Annotated in this window: 18 protein-coding genes and 1 riboswitch; of the genes, 10 read left to right on the top strand and 8 right to left on the bottom strand. The window is 67.6% G+C overall.

What is annotated here, in order from left to right:
- Positions 1–130: 130 nt before the first annotated feature.
- Positions 131–1141 (top strand): magnesium and cobalt transport protein CorA, encoded by a 1011-nt coding sequence (locus EJC77_RS19060; RefSeq protein ID WP_125616495.1) that lies wholly within the window; start codon positions 131–133, stop codon positions 1139–1141.
- A gap of 128 nt (positions 1142–1269) precedes the next feature.
- Positions 1270–2010: an HAD-IIA family hydrolase gene (locus EJC77_RS19055; RefSeq protein WP_125616498.1), complete on the top strand. Its 741-nt coding sequence runs from the start codon at positions 1270–1272 to the stop codon at positions 2008–2010.
- Positions 2011–2023: 13 nt separating this feature from the next.
- On the opposite strand, the gene EJC77_RS19050 is transcribed toward EJC77_RS19055, so the two are convergent.
- Complete coding sequence (locus EJC77_RS19050; RefSeq protein WP_125616493.1) at positions 2024–2638, bottom strand: hypothetical protein; 615 nt, start codon at positions 2636–2638, stop codon at positions 2024–2026.
- Positions 2639–2862: 224 nt separating this feature from the next.
- Between EJC77_RS19050 and EJC77_RS21280 the strand changes: the two genes are divergently transcribed.
- The 3 genes from EJC77_RS21280 (at position 2863) to EJC77_RS19035 (ending at position 7484) form a co-directional block, all read left to right on the top strand.
- Complete coding sequence (locus EJC77_RS21280; RefSeq protein ID WP_240630373.1) at positions 2863–3348, top strand: Clp protease N-terminal domain-containing protein; 486 nt, start codon at positions 2863–2865, stop codon at positions 3346–3348.
- Positions 3349–4087: 739 nt separating this feature from the next.
- Positions 4088–4261: riboswitch (M-box (ykoK) riboswitch) on the top strand.
- Between the two features lie 251 nt (positions 4262–4512).
- Entirely contained in the window at positions 4513–6147 is a 1635-nt protein-coding gene (locus EJC77_RS19040; protein WP_125616490.1) for an NRAMP family divalent metal transporter, read from the top strand.
- Positions 6148–6221: 74 nt separating this feature from the next.
- Positions 6222–7484: a magnesium transporter MgtE N-terminal domain-containing protein gene (locus EJC77_RS19035; protein WP_125616487.1), complete on the top strand. Its 1263-nt coding sequence runs from the start codon at positions 6222–6224 to the stop codon at positions 7482–7484.
- Between the two features lie 24 nt (positions 7485–7508).
- Here the strand turns inward: EJC77_RS19035 and EJC77_RS19030 are convergent, their stop codons facing one another.
- Both EJC77_RS19030 and pyrE read right to left on the bottom strand, forming a co-directional pair.
- Positions 7509–8135: a thymidine kinase gene (locus tag EJC77_RS19030; RefSeq protein ID WP_125616484.1), complete on the bottom strand. Its 627-nt coding sequence runs from the start codon at positions 8133–8135 to the stop codon at positions 7509–7511.
- Positions 8136–8349: 214 nt separating this feature from the next.
- On the bottom strand, positions 8350–8916 hold the full coding sequence (gene pyrE / locus EJC77_RS19025) for an orotate phosphoribosyltransferase (protein ID WP_125616481.1): 567 nt from the start codon (positions 8914–8916) through the stop codon (positions 8350–8352).
- 76 nt (positions 8917–8992) lie between these two features.
- Between pyrE and nadE the strand changes: the two genes are divergently transcribed.
- The 4 genes from nadE to EJC77_RS19005 all read left to right on the top strand — a co-directional run bounded on the left by nadE (position 8993) and on the right by EJC77_RS19005 (position 13320).
- The gene (gene nadE / locus EJC77_RS19020) at positions 8993–9814 is read left to right on the top strand and encodes an ammonia-dependent NAD(+) synthetase (RefSeq protein WP_125616478.1); all 822 of its coding nucleotides are present in this window, start codon (positions 8993–8995) and stop codon (positions 9812–9814) included.
- Between the two features lie 95 nt (positions 9815–9909).
- Positions 9910–11622 carry an AMP-binding protein gene (locus EJC77_RS19015; protein WP_125616475.1) on the top strand — a complete coding sequence of 571 codons (1713 nt, stop codon included), beginning with the start codon at positions 9910–9912 and terminating at the stop codon, positions 11620–11622.
- A 48-nt stretch (positions 11623–11670) separates the two neighbouring features.
- Positions 11671–12474 carry an exodeoxyribonuclease III gene (locus tag EJC77_RS19010; protein WP_125616472.1) on the top strand — a complete coding sequence of 268 codons (804 nt, stop codon included), beginning with the start codon at positions 11671–11673 and terminating at the stop codon, positions 12472–12474.
- Between the two features lie 3 nt (positions 12475–12477).
- Entirely contained in the window at positions 12478–13320 is an 843-nt protein-coding gene (locus EJC77_RS19005; RefSeq protein WP_125616470.1) for a DUF8083 family protein, read from the top strand.
- 62 nt (positions 13321–13382) lie between these two features.
- On the opposite strand, the gene EJC77_RS19000 is transcribed toward EJC77_RS19005, so the two are convergent.
- The 5 genes from EJC77_RS19000 to EJC77_RS18980 form a co-directional block, all read right to left on the bottom strand.
- Positions 13383–14393 carry a LacI family DNA-binding transcriptional regulator gene (locus EJC77_RS19000; RefSeq protein WP_125616467.1) on the bottom strand — a complete coding sequence of 337 codons (1011 nt, stop codon included), beginning with the start codon at positions 14391–14393 and terminating at the stop codon, positions 13383–13385.
- An 11-nt stretch (positions 14394–14404) separates the two neighbouring features.
- A complete protein-coding gene (locus tag EJC77_RS18995) occupies positions 14405–14656 on the bottom strand; it encodes a hypothetical protein (protein WP_125616464.1) in 252 nt (83 codons plus the stop codon).
- Positions 14657–15541 carry a carbohydrate ABC transporter permease gene (locus EJC77_RS18990; protein WP_125616461.1) on the bottom strand — a complete coding sequence of 295 codons (885 nt, stop codon included), beginning with the start codon at positions 15539–15541 and terminating at the stop codon, positions 14657–14659.
- Positions 15538–16569: a carbohydrate ABC transporter permease gene (locus EJC77_RS18985; RefSeq protein WP_125616458.1), complete on the bottom strand. Its 1032-nt coding sequence runs from the start codon at positions 16567–16569 to the stop codon at positions 15538–15540. The genes EJC77_RS18990 and EJC77_RS18985 overlap by 4 nt, the downstream gene beginning before the upstream one ends.
- Before the next feature lie 109 nt (positions 16570–16678).
- Positions 16679–17971, bottom strand: a complete 1293-nt coding sequence (locus EJC77_RS18980) for an ABC transporter substrate-binding protein (protein ID WP_125616455.1) — start codon at positions 17969–17971, stop codon at positions 16679–16681.
- Between the two features lie 184 nt (positions 17972–18155).
- Here EJC77_RS18980 and EJC77_RS18975 point away from each other — a divergent pair, with 184 nt between their 5' ends.
- Positions 18156–18392, top strand: coding sequence for a type II toxin-antitoxin system RelE/ParE family toxin (locus EJC77_RS18975; protein ID WP_125616452.1), 237 nt, complete (start codon positions 18156–18158; stop codon positions 18390–18392).
- Positions 18393–18473 lie beyond the last annotated feature (81 nt).

The raw sequence follows: 18473 nt of genomic DNA, 5'->3' as shown, positions 1-18473 counted from the left end.
CCGCGAAATCCCCGCCACGGCGGGGATTTCACACGTCACCCCCCACGTAACTTCGGATTAAGGGTAGAGGGTGCGAGACTGGCGTCGGTGCCGGACGCAGTGGCCGGCGCATGCGCAACCGGAGGAACCCATGCCCATCGTCGACAACGCCATCTACGTCCAGGGCCGGCGGGTCGAGGAACCGGCCGACCTGGACACGACGTTCGAGGCGATGAAGGAAACCGGCGGCATGGCATGGCTCGGGCTGTACCGGCCCGATGCGCGGGAGATGCACGCCGTGGCCGCGGAGCTGGGACTGCACGAGCTGGCGGTGGAGGACACGCTGACCGGCCACCAGCGACCCAAGCTGGAACACTACGGGGAGCACCTGTTCCTGGTGCTGCGCCCGGCCCGCTACCTCGATGCGGAGGAGAAGGTGGAGTTCGGCGAACTGCACGTGTACGCCGGCACGGGTTTCGTGGTGACCGTCCGGCACGCCGAGTCGCCGCGACTGGCCCGGGTGCGGGCCCGGCTAGAGCAGGACGCGGCGTTGCTGTCCCGGGGCCCGTCGGCCGTGCTATACGCCGTGCTGGACCAGGTGGTGGACGAATACGAGCCGGTCATCCATGGCCTGGCCAACGATGTGGACGAGATCGACGACCAGCTGTTCTCCGGCGCGCCGGACGTGTCCCGGCGCATCTACGAGCTCTCCCGGGAGGTGATCGAATGCCAGCGCGCCGTGGCGCCGCTTGAGGCCGTGGTGGCCCAGCTGCGCCGCGAAATGCAGGCCTCCGCGCCGGCCGGTGGCGCCGGCGCCACGGAACTGGACCGGCTGCTCGTCGACGTGCAGGACCACACCATCCGGCTGGCCGAGCGGCTGGCCTCGTTCCGCGCCCTGCTGGGCAATGCGCTCTCGCTCAGCTCCACGTTGGCCTCGCAACGGGCCACCGAGGCCGGGCTGGCGCAGAACGAGCAGATGAAGAAGATCTCCTCCTGGGCGGCCATCCTGTTCGCGCCGTCCCTGGTGGGCAGCATCTACGGGATGAATTTCCACAACATGCCCGAACTCGCCTACTCGTGGGGCTATGGCGGGGCGCTGGCGTTGATGGTGGCGCTCAGCGTCGGGCTGTACGTGGTGTTCAAGAAGAACCGCTGGTTGTGACAGGCGCCCGGCACGGGGGCGCCCGCGGATGAAAGACTGGGGCTGACACGGCTCCCGAGGCGAAAGGCCCCGCAGTGACCACTGAAACGCACCGCTCCCCCGCGGACATTGAATGCTGGCTGACCGACATGGACGGGGTCCTGGTGCATGAGAACCAGGCCGTGCCGGGCGCGGCCGAACTGATCCAACGCTGGGTGGACACGTCCAAGCGGTTCCTGGTCCTGACGAACAATTCGATCTATACCCCGCGCGACCTGGCCGCCCGGCTCGCGGCCTCCGGCCTGTCCGTGCCGGAGGAGAACCTGTGGACGTCGGCGCTGGCCACGGCCCAGTTCCTGAAGGCGCAGCTCCCGGGCGGGCGCGCGTTCGTCATCGGCGAGGCGGGATTGACGACGGCGTTGCACGAGGCCGGCTTCATTCTCACCGACCAGCAGCCCGACTACGTGGTGCTCGGGGAGACCCGGACGTATTCGTTCGAGGCGATCACGCAGGCCATCCGGCTGATCGGCGCCGGCGCACGGTTCATCGCCACGAACCCGGACGCCACCGGCCCGTCCCCGGAGGGCCCGCTGCCGGCCACCGGTGCGATCGCGGCGCTGATCACGAAGGCGACGAACCGGGAACCGTACGTCGTGGGCAAGCCGAACCCCATGATGTTCCGTTCCGCGATGAACCGGATCCAGGCGCATTCGGAGACGACCGCCATGATCGGGGACCGGATGGACACGGACATCATCGCCGGCATGGAAGCCGGGCTGCACACCGTGCTCGTCTTCACGGGCATCACGACGCCCGCGGACATCGAGTCGTTCCCATTCCGTCCGGACCAGGCCCTCGGCTCGGTGGCGGACCTGATCGAGCAGCTCTGAGCCCAGCCCCGGGTCAGCCGCGTGGGGGGATTTCGATGAGGTAGATGGTTCCGGTCGTCGTTGCCAATGGTGGGAGGAGCCGGCGCCTGTGTGGCCGGTAGCTGTGTCCGAAGGGGTCCCGCACCACGGCTTCATCCCAGAGGCGCCGGTGCCCCAACTCGTGGTACACCTCGTTCAATGTCGCCTGGTGGGACACTCCGCGCTCCGTGATGGTGGTCCAAGAACGTCCCGGCGTGTTTGCCGATTGTTCAAGCTCCAATACTTCGAACATGTCGACCAGCAGCGCCTCCTGGGTCGTGGGGAGGAAGCGCCGCAGTGGGTGCTGCCGGATATTCCTGAGTTGGGCGTTGCGCCATTCCTGGCGCAACCAGTGGAACTCAACGCGGGCAGCATAGGGACAGAGCCGCGGGAGGCCGGATTCATCCAGGAATATGCGGTGGTTGCCTCCCTTTCGATCCAAAATGCAGGCAAAATCGTCACGAATTTCGAAATTCTTGATCAATGATTCTTCGGATGAATAGTAGGAAAAATTGCCGAAGCCATCGAGGGCGACATAGCTCGTTGTCGCGGCAGCAGGTGTTGCGGAAGAGAGAGCGGGACTCTGCGCGCCAGTGTTGTATTCCATCATGTCCCTGAATCCTGTCCGGGGCCCGTTGCGGCCCCGGTGTTTGCGGCTTCGTCGGTTTCCATGACACCACCCCTGGCGGGTCCGGGACGGATTCTTGACGGCATCGATACGCCCAAGCGCACAACCTTGACGGTGTCCATACGCGGCACCTCCGACCACCGCCCCCAGGCGCGTGGTGCTGACGCGCCGCGAAGACTACACTTGCGGGCGTGAGGGGTTCGACGATGTTTGGGAACTACACCGACAATGCCCGGCGGGCGGTGGTCCTGGCTCAGGAAGAGTCAAGGTGGATGATGCATGACTCGTACATCGGTCCCGAGCATCTACTATTAGGGCTTATACACGCTTTTCCGGATGCGGTGGAGACGGCGCTGGGCGTCTGGCCGGAGGAAGTACGTGTTGCGATCGTGCGTTTCGCCTCCCCTGGTCCGCCAGACACCTCAGAAGGTCTGCCGTTCACCCGCGAGTCTCTGGACGCCTTCAAGGCGGCGCAGCGCACCGCGCAGGCGCTTCATTCCGACCACGTCGGGATCAAGCACCTATTGTTCGGGGTGCTGAGCGTCCATGGCGACCGCCTGGATCAGGCGCTGGTCAATGCGGGCGTGGATCGAGACAGTGCGCAAACGCGGGCAATGGAGGCACTTACGCAGGGGCGATCGCTTGGTCAGGGCCGGGCAACAGGCAGCGATCGCCCGCCCCCGCCCGGCTGACCTGATCAAGATTCGCCCCGAGATGAAGGTCGCCAGCTGCGCGGCCGGCAGCCCTAACTCCAGCCCGCTGTGGCGCGCCGTTCGGCATACCAGCGCCGAACTGGCCGAGCTGTCCGAGACCTGGTCCACCTCCCGGTGGAGGTGGACCAGTGGTCGGGGCGGGGCTACCACCCGCAGGCAAGGTCGGCAAACTCTAGATCGACGCCGGGAATCTCAGCCACCCAGCTACCACTGCCCAGGGTGTTGCACGTCTTGTATGGGAAGGCGCCCTGGGTTTGTCCAGGTGGGACGCTCGACTGGTCGCCGGCAGCATACCGCCAGCTACCTGTACCCCCGGCTGTACCGTCCACTTGTAGAGGTACGTAGTGAGCAGGACATTCCTGTTGCATCCGCTACTGACCGTTAGCGTGCCTCGTGCAGTTGCATAGTACCCGACTGCCCCATTGAAGTCGCGAAGTGGCAGGGTGAGATTGTACGTGAGTGTGCAAGCGGCGGTCGCATCCGATCGATAGACAATCTCAGTTGCTCGTATCTGCTGCCCGTCGATACTCATGACGCGTGACTGACTCGACATTACATGCATTCCCGTAGGGGATTGGACCGCGTCAGAGCTTCCTTGTATGGGCGGAGAAGCTATAGCCGCCGTAGTCGGCACTACCAAGAGCCCAACCGCGATAACCGGTGCGAGCAGTGCCAGGTTGCGCCGGCGTCAAAGTACGCCTACCATTGACCCTTGCAAGGTGCCGCTCGTTAGCTGAGGCTCCTTCGCGGAAACAAGCCAGCGACCCCAAACGTCGAGAGACGCCAAGGGTCAGGACAGACCATCCCGGCCTAAGGGGTGGTCCCGATTGGCTCCCGGTGCATGCACCAGGTCACGACGCGAAGTGCCAAAGGTCTTACGAGGAGGGGCAGCAGTCAACGGAATCGTTGGCCCTCTCTTTCGCGCCGAGCCGGGAGACGGGAGCCAGTCAATGCCTGATGGTCATAGACCCGTTCCCGGGCCCCGCCGGTAAGCATCCATTCACGGATTCCCCACCTCCTGCCGCGCCCAGGGCCCGGCGCATCGCCACACGATAGACCGTTCCCGGTTGCCTGTGGCGTGCCTGCAAACATTCTCCATTTGTCCCTCGCTGCCCCCTGCCCGGGGGGAGAACGAAGGTAGTCATGATCACGAACAGCACGCCGCCGAAGGCTGCCGCCCTCGATTCGGCGCACATCGGCGACATCCAGGGCGCCTTTGGCACCATCAAGCTGGACGACGACGCCCCCCGCACCACGCCCAAGACCAGGCTCAAGACGCTCATCGCGATTGTGGGCCCCGGCCTGATCGTCATGGTCGGGGACAACGACGCCGGCGCGTTCGGCACCTACACCCAGGCCGGCCAGAACTACGGCACCTCCCTGCTGTGGACGCTGCTGCTGCTGGTCCCGGTGCTGTACGTGAACCAGGAGATGGTGCTGCGGCTCGGGGCCGTCACGGGTGTGGGGCATGCGCGTCTGATCATGGAGCGCTTTGGCAAGTTCTGGGGCGCCTTCAGCGTCATCGATTTGTTCATCCTCAACGCCCTGACCATCGTCACCGAGTTCATCGGCATCAGCCTGGGCCTGAGCCACCTGGGCATCCCGGAACTTCCGGGCGTGGCCATCGCCGCGGTCCTCATCATCGCCGCGGCGAGCACCGGCTCGTTCCGGCGTTTCGAGCGGGCCTGCATGGTCCTGATCGTCGGCTCCCTGCTGCTGGTGCCGATCGTCTTCATGGCGCACCCGCCGGTGGGCCAGATCGCTCGCGACTTCGTCATCCCCGGGCTGCCCGCCGGGGCGGAGCTGTCCACCGTGATCCTGCTGATCATCGGCATCGTCGGGACGACGGTGGCCCCCTGGCAGCTGTTCTTCCAGCAGAGCTACATCATCGACAAGCGGATCACCCCCCGCTTCATGAACTACGAGAAGGCGGACCTGTGGCTCGGGATCGTCATCGTGGTGGTCGGCGGTGCGGCCATGATGTCCTTCACCGCTGCCGCGTTCGCCGGAACGGCGGGGTTCGGCAACTTCACCGACGCCCTCGGCGTCGCCCGGGGACTGGAGGAGCACGTTGGCAAGATTGCCGGCATCCTCTTCGCCGTTGCCCTCATCGACGCCTCCATCATCGGCGCGGCAGCGGTCGGGCTGTCGACCTCGTACGCCCTCGGCGACGTGCTGGGGCTGAAGCACTCCCTGCACCGCAAGGTCTCCGACGCCAAGGGCTTCTACGCCGTCTTTGCCGGAATCCTGGTGCTGGCGGCCGTCATCGTGCTGATCCCGGGCAGCCCCCTGGGCCTGCTGACCGTCGGCGTCCAGGTACTGGCCGGGGTGCTGCTGCCCTCCGCGTCGGTGTTCCTGCTGCTGCTGTGCAACGACAAGGAGGTGCTGGGGCCGTGGGTGAACGGGAAGTGGCTGAACGTCTTCACCTCGGCCGTGATCGCCGTGCTGGTCATGCTGTCCCTGGTCCTCACGGCCAGTGTGGTCTTCCCGGACCTCACGTCCGCGGCGATCCTGGCGATCCTGGTCGCCGGCAGCGCCGTGGCTGTCGCGGGTTCGCTCGCGCTGTTCGTCTGGCGCCGGCTCCACCCCGCGGCCGCCCGGACACGGCCGGTGGACCGCAGCGGGCGCGCCACCTGGCGGATGCCCCCGCTGGCCCTGCTGACCGCCCCGACCATGTCCCTGACCCGCCGGGTCGGGATGGGCATGCTGCGCGGATACCTCCTCATCGCCATGGCCATGGTGGTCATCCGAGTCGTCCAAATCGCGCTCGGCCACTGACCAGCCGCCGTCGGTGCCATACTTCAATCCCCACCACAGGCCGTTTCCCGGCCGTGCTCCCGGAAGGAGCCACCATGACCACCACACCGCTGAACCTGTCCGCCCTGCTGAAGAACGCCGTCGTCGATGCCAAGGGCAAGCAAATCGGCGCATTGGCGGACATCATCGTCAAACTCAACCCCAACGCCAACCCCCTCCTGACCGGTCTGGTCCTCCGGTTGTCCTCGCGCGCCGTGTACGTGCCCGTCGCCCTGGTGATGTCCATGACCGCCGAACGGATTGACCTGGCCAGCGCCAAACTCGACCTGCGCCCGTTTGAACGCCGTGAGGGTGAGGTGCTCCTGCGGGCCGACGTCCTGGGGCATCGGATGGTCGACATCGAGCACGCGGCCATGGTGCGCGCCTACGACGTCCAGCTGGAAAACACCGCCGACGGCTGGGCCGCCACAGGATTGGACACGCGCCGGCGCGGCCTGTTCGGTCGGGACCGCGGCCACGAGGGCCGCACGGTACGGGCGTGGACCGAGTTTGAACCACTGATCGGCCATTCCGATTCCTACACGGCCCGCACCCCCAGCCCGGGTTTGGACCGGCTCAAGGCGCCGCAGCTGGCCGACTTGATCGAGGAGGCCAACGCCCGGGAACAGGACGAGCTGCTGGCCCACGTGCACGGCGACCCGGAACTGGAGGCCGACGTTTTCGAGGAGCTCGACGACGACGACCAGGCCGAGCTGCTCAGCACACGGACCACCGCCCAGGCCGCGGCAATACTGGGCCGGATGCGCCCCGATGACGCCGCGGACGCGGTGATGGACCTGCCGCAGGACCGCCGGGCGGAGGTGCTCGGCCTGCTGCCGCACACGCAACGAGTCAAGGTCACCAAGCTCCTGGGCTACCACGACGCCACGGCCGGGGGCCTGATGGGGCTGGATTTCCTCCAGTTCCCACCGGACACGACGCTGGCGCTGGCGCTGACCGCGGTGCAGCACGCCGGCAACCTGCAACCCGAGGCGCTATCGGTGCTGTTCAGCGTTGACCCCGAAGGCCGGCTCGTGGGCGCGCTGGGACTGGCCCAGGCCCTCCAGGCACCGGAGACCACGCTGTTGGTGCACGCGTGCGAACCCGAACCGGTCTTTGCGGCACCGCAAGACGACATCGTCGATGTCACGACCCGGATGGCGGACTTCAACCTCCTGGTCCTGCCGGTGCTGGATCCCGACGGCCGAATCCTCGGCGTGGTCACGGTCGACGACGCCCTGGAGGCCGCGATCCCCGAGGACTGGCGGCGTCGCGAACCGCAACCGCACACGGGCAGCAGGCCGACAACGAAGCCATGACACAGTGCGACGCCTGCCGGTCCGCTACCGGTCCAGCGTGCCGCCGGATTCGCCCAGGTAGCAGGCCCCGCAGAGCGACTCGTACCAGGCGTCCGCGCCCTCGATGGCGACCTGGTCGCCGTCGAACACGAACGCGTCGCCGCTTCTGCGCGTGTTGAACACGGCCTTGCGGCCGCACCGGCAGATCGTCTTGAGCTCCTCGAGCGAATGCGCGATCTCCAGCAGCCGGGCCGAGCCGGGGAACGCGCGCGTGCGGAAGTCCGTGCGCAGCCCGTAGGCCATCACCGGCACGCCGTCCAGCACGGCGATCCGGAACAGGTCGTCCACCTGGGCGGCGTCCAGGAACTGGGCCTCGTCGACGAGCAGGCACGCCACGGGTGGCACGTCCACGTGTTCCAGCAACGCGTCTGGGTCGTCGCCGGCGGCGTGCGCGGCAAACAGGGCGCGCAGGTCCGCGCCGGGCGGGACGACGAAGTCCACCTCGCGGCCAACGCCGAGCCGGGACACGATCCGGCCCTCACCCTTGGTGTCGGCACCGGGCTTGGCGAGCAGGACCCGCTGCCCGCGCTCCTCATAGTTGTACGCGACCTGCAGCAGCCCGGTTGACTTGCCCGAGTTCATCGCGCCGTGGCGGAAGTACAGCTTGGCCACAACCGTCCTTTCAAAAGTTCGCGCGGTGCTTGGGCCTGTCGAAATCAGGTCCGGACAACAGGTCTGACAGGCTCGACCGCCGGTGATTGAGCTTGTCGAAATCACCCCGGGTCTCGCTCCCCAGCGGCTCCCACTGCTCGCAAGCTCGCAGCGGGTCCCTCGCCGCTGTGGGCCCAGGCTCGACCACCGGCGACAGGCTCGACCGCCGCAGCCGTCAGTCCAGTCCGAGCTCGTCCTTGCCGAACGCGAACAGGTAGGGCACCCCGGCCTCCGCCTCGATGCGCTCCTTGGCCCCGGTGTTGCGATCCACGATCACGGCGACGGCCTTGACGTTGCCGCCGGCGTTGCGGACGCCCTCGACGGCGGCCAGGGCGCTGCCGCCGGTGGTGGAGGTGTCCTCAAGCACGACGACGTCGCGCCCGTCGACCCCCGGGCCCTCGACCTGGCGGCCCATGCCGTAGGATTTCTGCGCCTTGCGGACCACGAACGCGTCGACGGCGCGGCCGGCGTCCGCGGCGGCGTGCATGAGGGCCGTGCCCACCGGGTCCGCGCCCATGGTCAACCCGCCGGCGGTCTCGAACTCGATGCCGGCCTGATCCAGCATGGCCAGCATGACGCGGCCGGCCAGCCGGGACGCCTCGTGGTGGAGGGTGATGCGGCGCAGGTCGATGTAGTAGTCGGCTTCCTTGCCGGAGGACAGGATCACCGAGCCGTGCACCACGGCCAGTTCCTTGATGAGTTCGAGCAGGCGGGCACGGTCGGCGGCAACGGTGGAAGTCATGGCTTCCATTCTAGAGGGGGCGGCACCGCCTGCCGTGGCACGCAACCTGGGCCCCTCGGCCACTAGGCTTGGTCCCATGCGCGAACTCCAGGCACGAATCATTGCGGAACTCGGCGTGCAGCCGGTCATCGACCCCGCGGCGGAGATCACCCGCCGGGTGGCGTTCCTCAAGGACTACCTGAAAGCCACCCGTACGAAGGGATTCGTCCTGGGCATCAGTGGCGGGCTCGACTCCTCCCTGGCCGGGCGGCTCGCGCAATTGGCCGTGGAGGAACTGGCCGGCGAGGGCATCGACGCCGACTTCATCGCCGTCCGTCTCCCCTACGGCATCCAGCACGACGAGGACGATGCCCGGGCCGCCCTGGACTTCATCGCCCCCAAGTCGACCCGGACGTTCAACATCGCCCCGGCCGTGGACAGCTTCGAGGCCGAGTTCGCCAGGACCGGCGACGACGACGTCAGCGACTTCAACAAGGGCAACATCAAGGCCCGTTCCCGCATGATCGCCCAATACACGCTGGCCGGGCACGACAACCTGCTGGTCATCGGCACCGACCATGCGGCCGAGTCGGTGACCGGGTTCTTCACGAAGTTCGGCGACGGCGGCGCGGACATCCTGCCGTTGTTCACGCTGAACAAGCGGCAGAACCGGGCCCTGCTGAAGGAATTGGGCGCCAGTGGGCAGATCTACAACAAGGTGCCCACGGCCGACCTGCTGGACGGCGTGCCGGGCCGCACCGACGAGGACGAACTCGGCATCAGCTACGAGACGATCGACGACTATCTCGAGGGCCGGGAGGTTCCCGACGCGGCCGCCGAGGCCATCGAGCGTCGCTACCTGCAATCCAGGCACAAGCGCACCACGCCCGTGTCGCTGCTCGACGACTGGTGGCGGTAGATCTACCACATCCCCGGCAGTCCTGTGTAAATTACAGCCCAATACATATAGTTCCAGCGCATGCGCCAGGCGAAACCGGCCGAAGGGTGAAGACCATGAACGTCACAGGAGAGTTCCGCGCCGCCCGCGATCGCCTCCTGGCCCTGCGCCTCGACTATGGCCGGGCTCGCGAGGAATTCCAGTGGCCCCGGTTCACCGAGTTCAACTTCGCCCTCGACTGGATGGACCAGATCGCCGCCAACCCGGCCACCGCCGACAACCCCGCCCTGGTGATCGTCGAACAGGACGGCACGTCCACGCGGCGCACCTTCCGGGAGTTGTCCAGCCGCTCGAACCGGGTGGCCAACTGGTTGCGGGACAACGGCGTGGCCCGCGGGGACCACATGATCGTCATGTTGGGCAACCAGGTGGAGTTGTGGGAACTGGTGCTCGCCGGCATCAAGCTGGGCATCGTGATGATCCCGACCACCACCATGATGGGCCCGGCGGACCTGCGCGACAGGGTGGAGCGCGGCCAGGCCCGGTGGGTCGCCGCCGGAACGGCCGATGCGGCGAAGTTTGCCGCCGTGCCCGGGGACTACACCGTCATCGGGATCGGCGGCGGCACCGTGGATGCGGGGCGCCCGCTCCTCGACTACGCGGGCGCGGACGACGCCTCGACGGACTTCATGCCCGGCGCACCCACCCGGGCCGACGAGACACTGCTGCTCTACTTCACCTCCGGCACCACGTCCAAGGCGAAACTCGTGCAGCACACGCACACCTCCTACCCCGTGGGCCACCTGTCCACCATGTACTGGATCGGCCTGGAACCCGGGGACGTGCACCTCAACGTCGCCTCGCCCGGCTGGGCCAAGCATGCCTGGTCGAACATCTTCACGCCGTGGATCGCCGAGGCCTGCGTCTTCGTCTACAACTACAGCCGCTTCGACGCCAAGGCGCTGATGGAACAGATGGACCGGGAGTCGGTGACCAGTTTCTGCGCCCCGCCCACCGTCTGGCGCATGCTGATCCAGGCCGACCTGACGCAACTGTCGGCCCCACCCACCAAGGTGGTCTCGGCCGGGGAGCCGCTGAACGCGGAGGTCATCGAGCAGGTCGAGCGCGCGTGGGGGCAGCGGATCCGGGATGGCTTCGGCCAGACGGAGACAACCGTCCAGGTGGCCAACACGCCCGGCCAGCCCGTCAAGGTCGGCGCCATGGGCCGGCCGCTACCCGGCTACGACGTCGTGCTGCTCGACCCGCTGACGGGCGCGGAGACGGACGACGGCGAACTGTGCCTGCGCCTGGACCCGGCCCCGTTGGGGCTGACCACGGGGTACTTCGGCGATCCGGGGAAAACCGCGGACGCCTTCCGTGACGGCTACTACCACACGGGCGACATGGCCAGCCGGGACGCGGACGGCGTCTTCACGTATGTGGGCCGCGGCGACGACGTCTTCAAGTCCTCCGATTACCGGCTCTCCCCGTTCGAGCTGGAAAGCGTGCTGATCGAGCACCCGGCCGTGGCCGAGGCCGCCGTCGTCCCCTCCCCCGACGAGCTGCGGCTGAACGTACCGAAGGCGTTCGTGGTGTTGGCCGATCCGTACCAGCCCAGTGCCGAGCTGGCCGGCGAGATTTTCGCGTACTGCCGCGAGCACCTGCCCCCGTTCAAGCGCATCCGCCGGCTCGAGTTCGCGCAGCTGCCGAAAACAATCTCCGGCAAGATCCGCCGCGTGGAGCTGCGCGCCGACGAACAGGCGCGCCATGGTGGCGCACCGCAGCGGGAGGTGTTGGGACGCGAATACTCGGACACCGAGTTCCCCTGACGGGACCCGATAGCCCCGCCAAACGGCCGGAATTGATAGGTTGGGTACGTGTTGATTGCAACGTGGAATGTGAACTCGCTGCGGGCCCGTGCGGACCGGGTGGATGATTGGCTGCGCCGCACGGACGTCGATGTGCTGGCCATCCAGGAGACGAAGTGCAAGGACGAGAACTTCCCGTGGGAACTGTTCGAGCGCGCCGGCTACGAGGTGGCCCACTTCGGCTTGAGCCAGTGGAACGGTGTCGCCATCGCCTCGCGGGTGGGGCTCGACGACGTCGAGCGCACCTTCGCCGGCCAGCCCAGCTTCGGCAAGGGCGGGAAGGACCCGGTGCAGGAGGCCCGCGCGATCGGCGCCACGTGCGACGGCGTGCGTATCTGGAGCCTCTATGTCCCGAACGGCCGCGCGCTCGACGACGAGCACATGCCGTACAAGCTGGCGTGGCTTGACGAATTGAAGGACCAGGCCACCGGCTGGCTGGCCGGCGACCCGCAGGCGCAAATCGCGCTCGTCGGCGACTGGAACATCGCCCCCCAGGACGACGACGTGTGGGACATCGACTACTTCCGCGCCGAGGGACTGACCCACGTCAGCGAACCCGAGCGCGCGGCGTTCCGCGCCTTTGAAGCGGCAGGCTATGCCGACGTCGTCCGTCCCCGCCACCCGGGACCGGGCGTCTACACCTATTGGGACTACACGCAGCTGCGCTTCCCCAAGAAGGAGGGCATGCGCATCGACTTCGTGCTGGCCTCTCCCGCGCTGGCCGCCCGCGTCACGGACGCCAGCATCGACCGCGAGGAGCGCAAGGGCAAGGGCGCCTCCGACCACGCGCCCGTTGTGGTGGAGCTGGGCTGACGCATGCGCGACGGGCTGTACCTGGGCGGGGTGTCGCTGCCGTTCGTGTCCAGCCTGCGCATCTACCTGCCGCTGGACGCCTACACGCCTGCCCAGGCCGCCTACATCCGGCACCACCTGATGGCCGACCAGAACCGCGTGGCCATCGACGCCCAGGAACTGGCGGACTCGCTGGCCAGGATCGGCCGCGCCGACGGCAACCCGCTGCCGTCGGCCAACATGGAGCGGGTACGCGTGCTCCGGCTCGACGAAGACGCCGAGCCGTTGTACTCGCCCACCCAGGTCCTGACGCGGTCGGCGGTGGCCGCGCTGGCGCTGTTCACCGGCGGCACGGCCCAGCTGGCCCGGCTCGTCATGGGCAATGACACCTGGCCGGACCGCGCCGGCATGAACGAACCGTCGCCGTGGCCGCACGACCGGACGCAGACGCGCACCTCGAATTGGGGCATCCCGTTCAGCTGGTTCACGCTCATCTCCGCCCGCGACCGCACCGAGGTGGTCGAGGCCAGCGGGCGCGTGCTCACGGTCCGCGTCCAGGTGCCGACGCTCGTCGCCGCGAAACGCTCCGGCGACATGCTGGCCCTGCTGGCGGAATCCGCGCCGGACCTGGACCTGTTCGACGAGCTCGAGGACCTGCACGAGTGGCTGGAGGGGTACGACGACCGTGGGATCGTCGAACTGGATTACGGCCCCGTCGGCAACCGCGTCTACCCGGACGAGTCGCCGCTGGATGTGCGCATGGGCCTGGAGTGCCTGGCCGAGGGCGACCTCACCGGCGCCGCGGCCGCGTACCGCCGGCTGGCCTCGCGCTGGATCCCGATCCGACAGCTCGCGCGCGCCAACTGACCCCTCCCAACTGGTGGACAGTAGATGCACTTTTGGGGCGGATTTCCAGCATCAACTGTCCACTAGTTGGGCGGGGCGGTTGAGGAGCGGACCTTCAGCTCGAACGGCACCACCAGGTCCTGCACGGCCCCGGCCGTGCCGGCCAGCTCGCGCAACAGCATCCGGGTGGCCAGGTAGCCCTGCCGGCGCGGGTCCTGGGCGATGGTCGTCAACCCCGCCGGGGCCGCGAAATCGTGGTCGTCGATGCCTATCACGGACAGGTCCTCCGGGATGCGCAGCCCACGCCGGTGGGCGGCGAACATGAGCCCGAGCGCCATCTCATCCGAGGCACAGAACACCGCCGTCGGCCGCTCCCCCGGGCCATCCAACAACGTCACCGCCGCGCGCACGCCGTCGTCCACGGTGAAATCGCCGCCCACCGTCCATTCCGGCCGCACCGGCAGCCCGGCGCGCGCCATCGTGGCCTCGAAGGCGTCGTAGCGCAGCCCGGGCACCACGAAGTTCAGGTCGTCGCGGATCGCCCCGTGGAGGTGGCCGATCCGCGTGTGGCCGAGGCCGATCAGGTGCTCGACGGCCGCCGTCGTACCGGCGACGTCGTCCATGCGCACCGCCGCACACCCCGGCACCGGTCCGCCGACGGCGACCATCGGGATGTCGGTGCGCTGCAGCTGGTCCAGTTCCTCGCCGGTGAGCGGCAGGCTGATGACGACCAGGGCGTCGATCTGCCGGCGCACCATCCGTTCGGCGTACGCGTGCCGCCGGCCCCGCTCGTAGCCGCCCAGGCTGAACAGCAGCAGGTTGAACCCGTTCTCGCGCAGCGCCGAGTCGATGCCCTCGATCGAGTGCCCGAAGAACCAGCGGTCCGCGAACGGCGCCAGCACGCCCACGGTCCGGGTCCGCCCGGTGGCCAGCCGGCTCGCCGACGGCGACGGGACGTAGCCGAGCTCGTCGGCGATGGCCAGCACCTTCGCCCGGGTGGCCGGGCTGACACGAGGCAGCCCCCGCAGCGCCCGGGACACCGTCGCCGTCGACACATTCGCGCGTGCCGCGACGTCGTCGATACTGACGGCCATGGCCGCACCCGCTACCGGGGTCGCCGGCCGGTGCGGGCGGGCAGGGTGCGGCGCAACCGGATCATGCCCCACAGCGCCAGGCAGATGGTGAGCAGGCCCAGCGCCCACAGCAGCGCGGATTGCCCGGTCACCTCCATCCACACCGTGATGGCCAGCAGCACCAGCGCCCAGAAACCGAGGAACCCGATGATCAGGTCGAAGTCCTCGGCGCTGCGCTGCCGGGAGGCCGGGGCGTGCAGCCCGGAGTCCTTGGGTGTGCGCATCTACTTCACCGCCCCGGCGGTCAGCCCCGCGACGATCTTGCGCTGGAAGACGAGCACCAGGATGACCAGCGGGATGGTGACAACCGTGCCGGCGGCCATGACGGCCGTGTACGGTTCCTGGTGCGGTTGGGCCCCGGCAAAGGAGGCGATCGCGACGGTGACCGTGGCGGTGTTGGCGTTGGACAGCTGGCTGGCGATCAGGAACTCGTTCCAGGCGCCGATGAACGCCAGGATGGCCGTGGTGAACACGGCCGGCGCGGCCAGCGGCATGATGACCTTGCGGAACGCCTGCCCCTGCGTGCAGCCGTCGATGCGGGCCGCCTCCTCCAGCTCCCACGGCATTTCGCGGAAGAAGGACGTCAGCGTGTACACGGTCAGCGGCAGCACGAAGGAGATGTTCGGGATGATCAGCGCCTGGTAGGTGCCGATCCAGCCGAGGTTCGTGAACAGCTGGAACAGCGGGGTCACGATCGCCACACCCGGGAACATGGACGCGCCGAGCACGAAGCCCAGGACCAGGAACTTGAACCGGAACTCCAGCCGTGCCAGTGCGTACGCGGCGAACACGCCGAACAGCAGCGCCACGATGGTGGTCACGCCGGCGACGATCAGCGAGTTGAGCAGGTTGCGGGCGAAGTGGTTGCCGAGGTTCTCCGAGAACACCGTGGTGAAGTTGTCCCAGGTGACGTGCGTGAAGAACGGCGTCGGATCAAAGGTGTAGCCCACATCGCGGAAGGCGGTGACGATCATCCAGTAGAACGGGATCAGGCACCAGATGAGGATGATGGCGGCACTGATGTACGTGCGGGTGCTCGCCCAGTTCTCGCGCCGGCGGGCGACGGACTTCGCCGCTGCCGCGTCAAGGGTTGCCGTTGCGGTGCTCATTTGATTTTCGCCTTCCCCGTGCCACTGGCCGATGCGACGGCATTCGCCCCCAGGAAGCGGACGAAGATGAACGCGACGATGAAGATGATCAGGAACGTGATGGTCGACAGCGCCGCGGCGGAGTTGAACCCGACCCGGATCTGGTTGATGACCAGGATGGACAGCGTGGTGGTGCCGTTGGCGCCGCCGGTCATGATGAATGGCAGGTCGAACATGCGCAGCGCGTCCAGGGTGCGGAACAGGATCGCGACCATCAGCGCCGGTCTCACCAGCGGCAGGGTGATCTGGGTGAAACGCTGCCAGGCGCTGGCGCCGTCCACCTTCGCCGCCTCGTACACCTCGGCCGGGATGATCTGCAGCCCGGCCAGGATCAGCAGCGCCATGAACGGGGTCGTCTTCCAGACGTCGGCGATGATGATGGCGGAGCGGGCCGGCCATTCGCTGCCGGTCCACAGGATGGACGTGTGGAACAGCGTGTTGGCGATGCCGTCGAAGGCGAAGATGAAGAACCACAGCTTCGCGGTCACGGCCGTGGGGATGGCCCACGGCACCAGCACGGCCGCGCGCAGGGCGCTGCGGCCGCGGAACGCGCGGGACATGATCACAGCCATCCAGAAGCCGATCACGGTTTCCAGCGCCACCGTGATGACGGTCAGCAGGAACGTGGTCCCGGTGGCGGACCAGAATTGCGAGCCGAGCGTGCCGGCCGGGCACGCCGCCGGCCCCGAGGGCGTGTTGCACTGCTGGAACAGCCAGTGGATGTAGTTGCCGAGCCCGGCGAACCCGCCGGCCACGAACGTGCCGGTCACCGGGTTCAGGCCCTGGTCCTTCTGGAAGGACATGATGATGGCGTTGATGACCGGGTACACGATCACGATCGCCAACACGATCATGCTCGGAATGATCAGCAGGGCCGCGGCACGGCCCTGGGTCTTCCGCTTCCGGTCCTCCCCGACCTCCTTGTTTTGGGGCCCCGCCGCGGGAGTCTTGCCCCCGCGCCGGGACACCGGCTGCGCTTGGGTTGACATGCCCTCTCCTTTCGCTGGAAAGCCGGGCAACGGTTTCATGTGTGGCTGGATGGACGACGGCGGCCGCGGACGCGGGTGCCCGCGGCCGCCGCCGCGTGTGGACCGGGTGTTACTGCGAGCCGGCCGCGCCGATGGCGGCCTGCATGTCCGTCATGGCCTGGTCAACGGTCTTGTCGCCCTTCAACGCGGCGTAGGAATTGACCTGGATGGCCTGCGTGACGGCCGGGTAGAACGGGGTGACCGGGCGCGGCACGGCGTGCTCGATCGAGGTCAGCAGCACCGGCAGGTACGGGAGCTGCTTGACCAGGGTGGCGTCGCTGTAGAGGCTGGCGCGGACCGGGGCCAGCGAGCCTTGGGTGGCGTAGAACTTCTCCGTCTCCTCACCGGTCATGAACTTCATGAAGTCCAGGGCCGTGGCCTTGTGCGTGCCGTAGACGCTCATGGCGATGTTGTGCCCGCCGAGCGACGAGGCGCCCGGGCCGCTGATGCCCGGCAACGGTGCGACGCCGAACGTGTTCTTCACGGTGGAGGAGCCGTCGGTCTTGGCCAGGTTGTACACGTACGGCCAGTTGCGCAGGAACAGCAGCTTGCCGTTCTCGAACGACTGGCGGCCCTGCTCCTCCTGGTACGTGATGGCCTGCTTCGGGATGTTGCCGTCCTTGAAGCCGTCCACCAGCCGCTGCAGGCCGGCCTTCGCCTCGGCCGTGTTGACCGTCGGTGCGCCTGACTTGTCCACGACCGTGCCGCCCTGGGTGTTGATGGCCTCGGCCGCGTTGACCGTCAGGCCCTCATACTGGGCGAACTGGCCGGCGTAGCAGTCGATGTTGTGGGCCTTGGCGATCGAGCACATGCTCATCATCTCGGCCCACGTCTTGGGCGGGGTCGGGACCAGGTCCTTGCGGTAGTACAGCAGGCCGCCGTCGGAGGTCTGCGGGGCCGCGTACATGGTGTCCTTGTACGTGGCCGTGGCGACGGTGGCCGGCAGGATGCCCGTCGTATCGAACGCCAGCTTGTCCTTCAACGGCTGCAGCCAGCCCTTGGCGGCGAACTCGGCCGTCCAGATGACGTCCACGTCCACGACGTCGTAGTTGGGGTTCTTCGCCTGGAAGTTCTGCACCAGGTCGTCGTGCTGCTGGTTGGCGTTGTCCGTCTGTTCCTTGAACGTGACCTTCTCGGTGGGGTGCGCCGCGTTCCACTTGTCGATCAACGGGCGCACGACGTTCGAGTTGTCCTTGCCCTGGACATACGTGATCGGACCCCGGCCGTCGAGGTTGTTGGCGGCGTCCCCGCCGCCTCCCCCGCCGGTGGCGCCCCCGCCGGAACCGCCGCCACTACAGGCGGCCAGTGACATCGCCAGGACCGCCACCGCGGCCAGGGGTGCAAGTTTCCTTTGATTTCTCATGCCCACGTTCTTCCTCTCGAATCACAAAACGAGCCGATGTGCGCCGTTTCGAACGCACCGATGCAGTGATTCAGATCACACTAGGACGCGGACGGAGGCGATGCAAGCGCTTACGCAAAATCGTGACCATTCGGTTGCCAAGCTGACGGGTGCTGCATGCCAGGGGAGGTAGGCGCGCAATTGCATGCAGAATTCATCGACATCCGGGTTGTTGACGCGGCCAGGGAGAAAATGGAGCAAACCGGCCAGACACCCATTCCGTGGGAGTCGGTCAAGCGGGACTTGGGCCTGGCGTGAGTTACCGCATCGAGGTCTTGCCGGCGGGTGCGGGGACCACCGGGTGTTGTACCGCATTGATGGCGGGAGGCTCATCGTTGTCGTGGTCCAACGCGGCCACCGAAGGGAAGCCTATCGAGCGTAATCGAGTAGGAGGGGCGGGTTTCCCGCCCCTCCTCTCACACCACCGTACGTGCGGGCCTCGCATACGGCGGTTCGCTGGGTC

The organism is Specibacter cremeus (assembly GCF_003946885.1).
Classification (GTDB): Bacteria; Actinomycetota; Actinomycetes; order Actinomycetales; family Micrococcaceae; genus Specibacter; species Specibacter cremeus.
The sequence above is the reverse complement of the archived record's forward strand: the minus strand, read 5'-3'. Positions and strand labels throughout refer to the sequence as shown.

Bases quoted from the DNA above. Each gene is read 5' to 3' on its own strand.
- EJC77_RS19060 (WP_125616495.1), top strand. From the start codon at position 131: ATGCCCATCGTCGACAACGCCATCTACGTCCAGGGCCGGCGGGTCGAG.
- EJC77_RS19055 (WP_125616498.1), top strand. From the start codon at position 1,270: ATGGACGGGGTCCTGGTGCATGAGAACCAGGCCGTGCCGGGCGCGGCC.
- EJC77_RS19050 (WP_125616493.1), bottom strand. From the start codon at position 2,638: ATGATGGAATACAACACTGGCGCGCAGAGTCCCGCTCTCTCTTCCGCA.
- EJC77_RS21280 (WP_240630373.1), top strand. From the start codon at position 2,863: ATGTTTGGGAACTACACCGACAATGCCCGGCGGGCGGTGGTCCTGGCT.
- EJC77_RS19040 (WP_125616490.1), top strand. From the start codon at position 4,513: ATGATCACGAACAGCACGCCGCCGAAGGCTGCCGCCCTCGATTCGGCG.
- EJC77_RS19035 (WP_125616487.1), top strand. From the start codon at position 6,222: ATGACCACCACACCGCTGAACCTGTCCGCCCTGCTGAAGAACGCCGTC.
- pyrE (WP_125616481.1), bottom strand. From the start codon at position 8,916: ATGACTTCCACCGTTGCCGCCGACCGTGCCCGCCTGCTCGAACTCATC.
- nadE (WP_125616478.1), top strand. From the start codon at position 8,993: ATGCGCGAACTCCAGGCACGAATCATTGCGGAACTCGGCGTGCAGCCG.
- EJC77_RS19015 (WP_125616475.1), top strand. From the start codon at position 9,910: ATGAACGTCACAGGAGAGTTCCGCGCCGCCCGCGATCGCCTCCTGGCC.
- EJC77_RS19005 (WP_125616470.1), top strand. From the start codon at position 12,478: ATGCGCGACGGGCTGTACCTGGGCGGGGTGTCGCTGCCGTTCGTGTCC.
- EJC77_RS19000 (WP_125616467.1), bottom strand. From the start codon at position 14,393: ATGGCCGTCAGTATCGACGACGTCGCGGCACGCGCGAATGTGTCGACG.
- EJC77_RS18995 (WP_125616464.1), bottom strand. From the start codon at position 14,656: ATGCGCACACCCAAGGACTCCGGGCTGCACGCCCCGGCCTCCCGGCAG.
- EJC77_RS18990 (WP_125616461.1), bottom strand. From the start codon at position 15,541: ATGAGCACCGCAACGGCAACCCTTGACGCGGCAGCGGCGAAGTCCGTC.
- EJC77_RS18985 (WP_125616458.1), bottom strand. From the start codon at position 16,569: ATGTCAACCCAAGCGCAGCCGGTGTCCCGGCGCGGGGGCAAGACTCCC.
- EJC77_RS18980 (WP_125616455.1), bottom strand. From the start codon at position 17,971: ATGAGAAATCAAAGGAAACTTGCACCCCTGGCCGCGGTGGCGGTCCTG.
- EJC77_RS18975 (WP_125616452.1), top strand. From the start codon at position 18,156: ATGCAGAATTCATCGACATCCGGGTTGTTGACGCGGCCAGGGAGAAAA.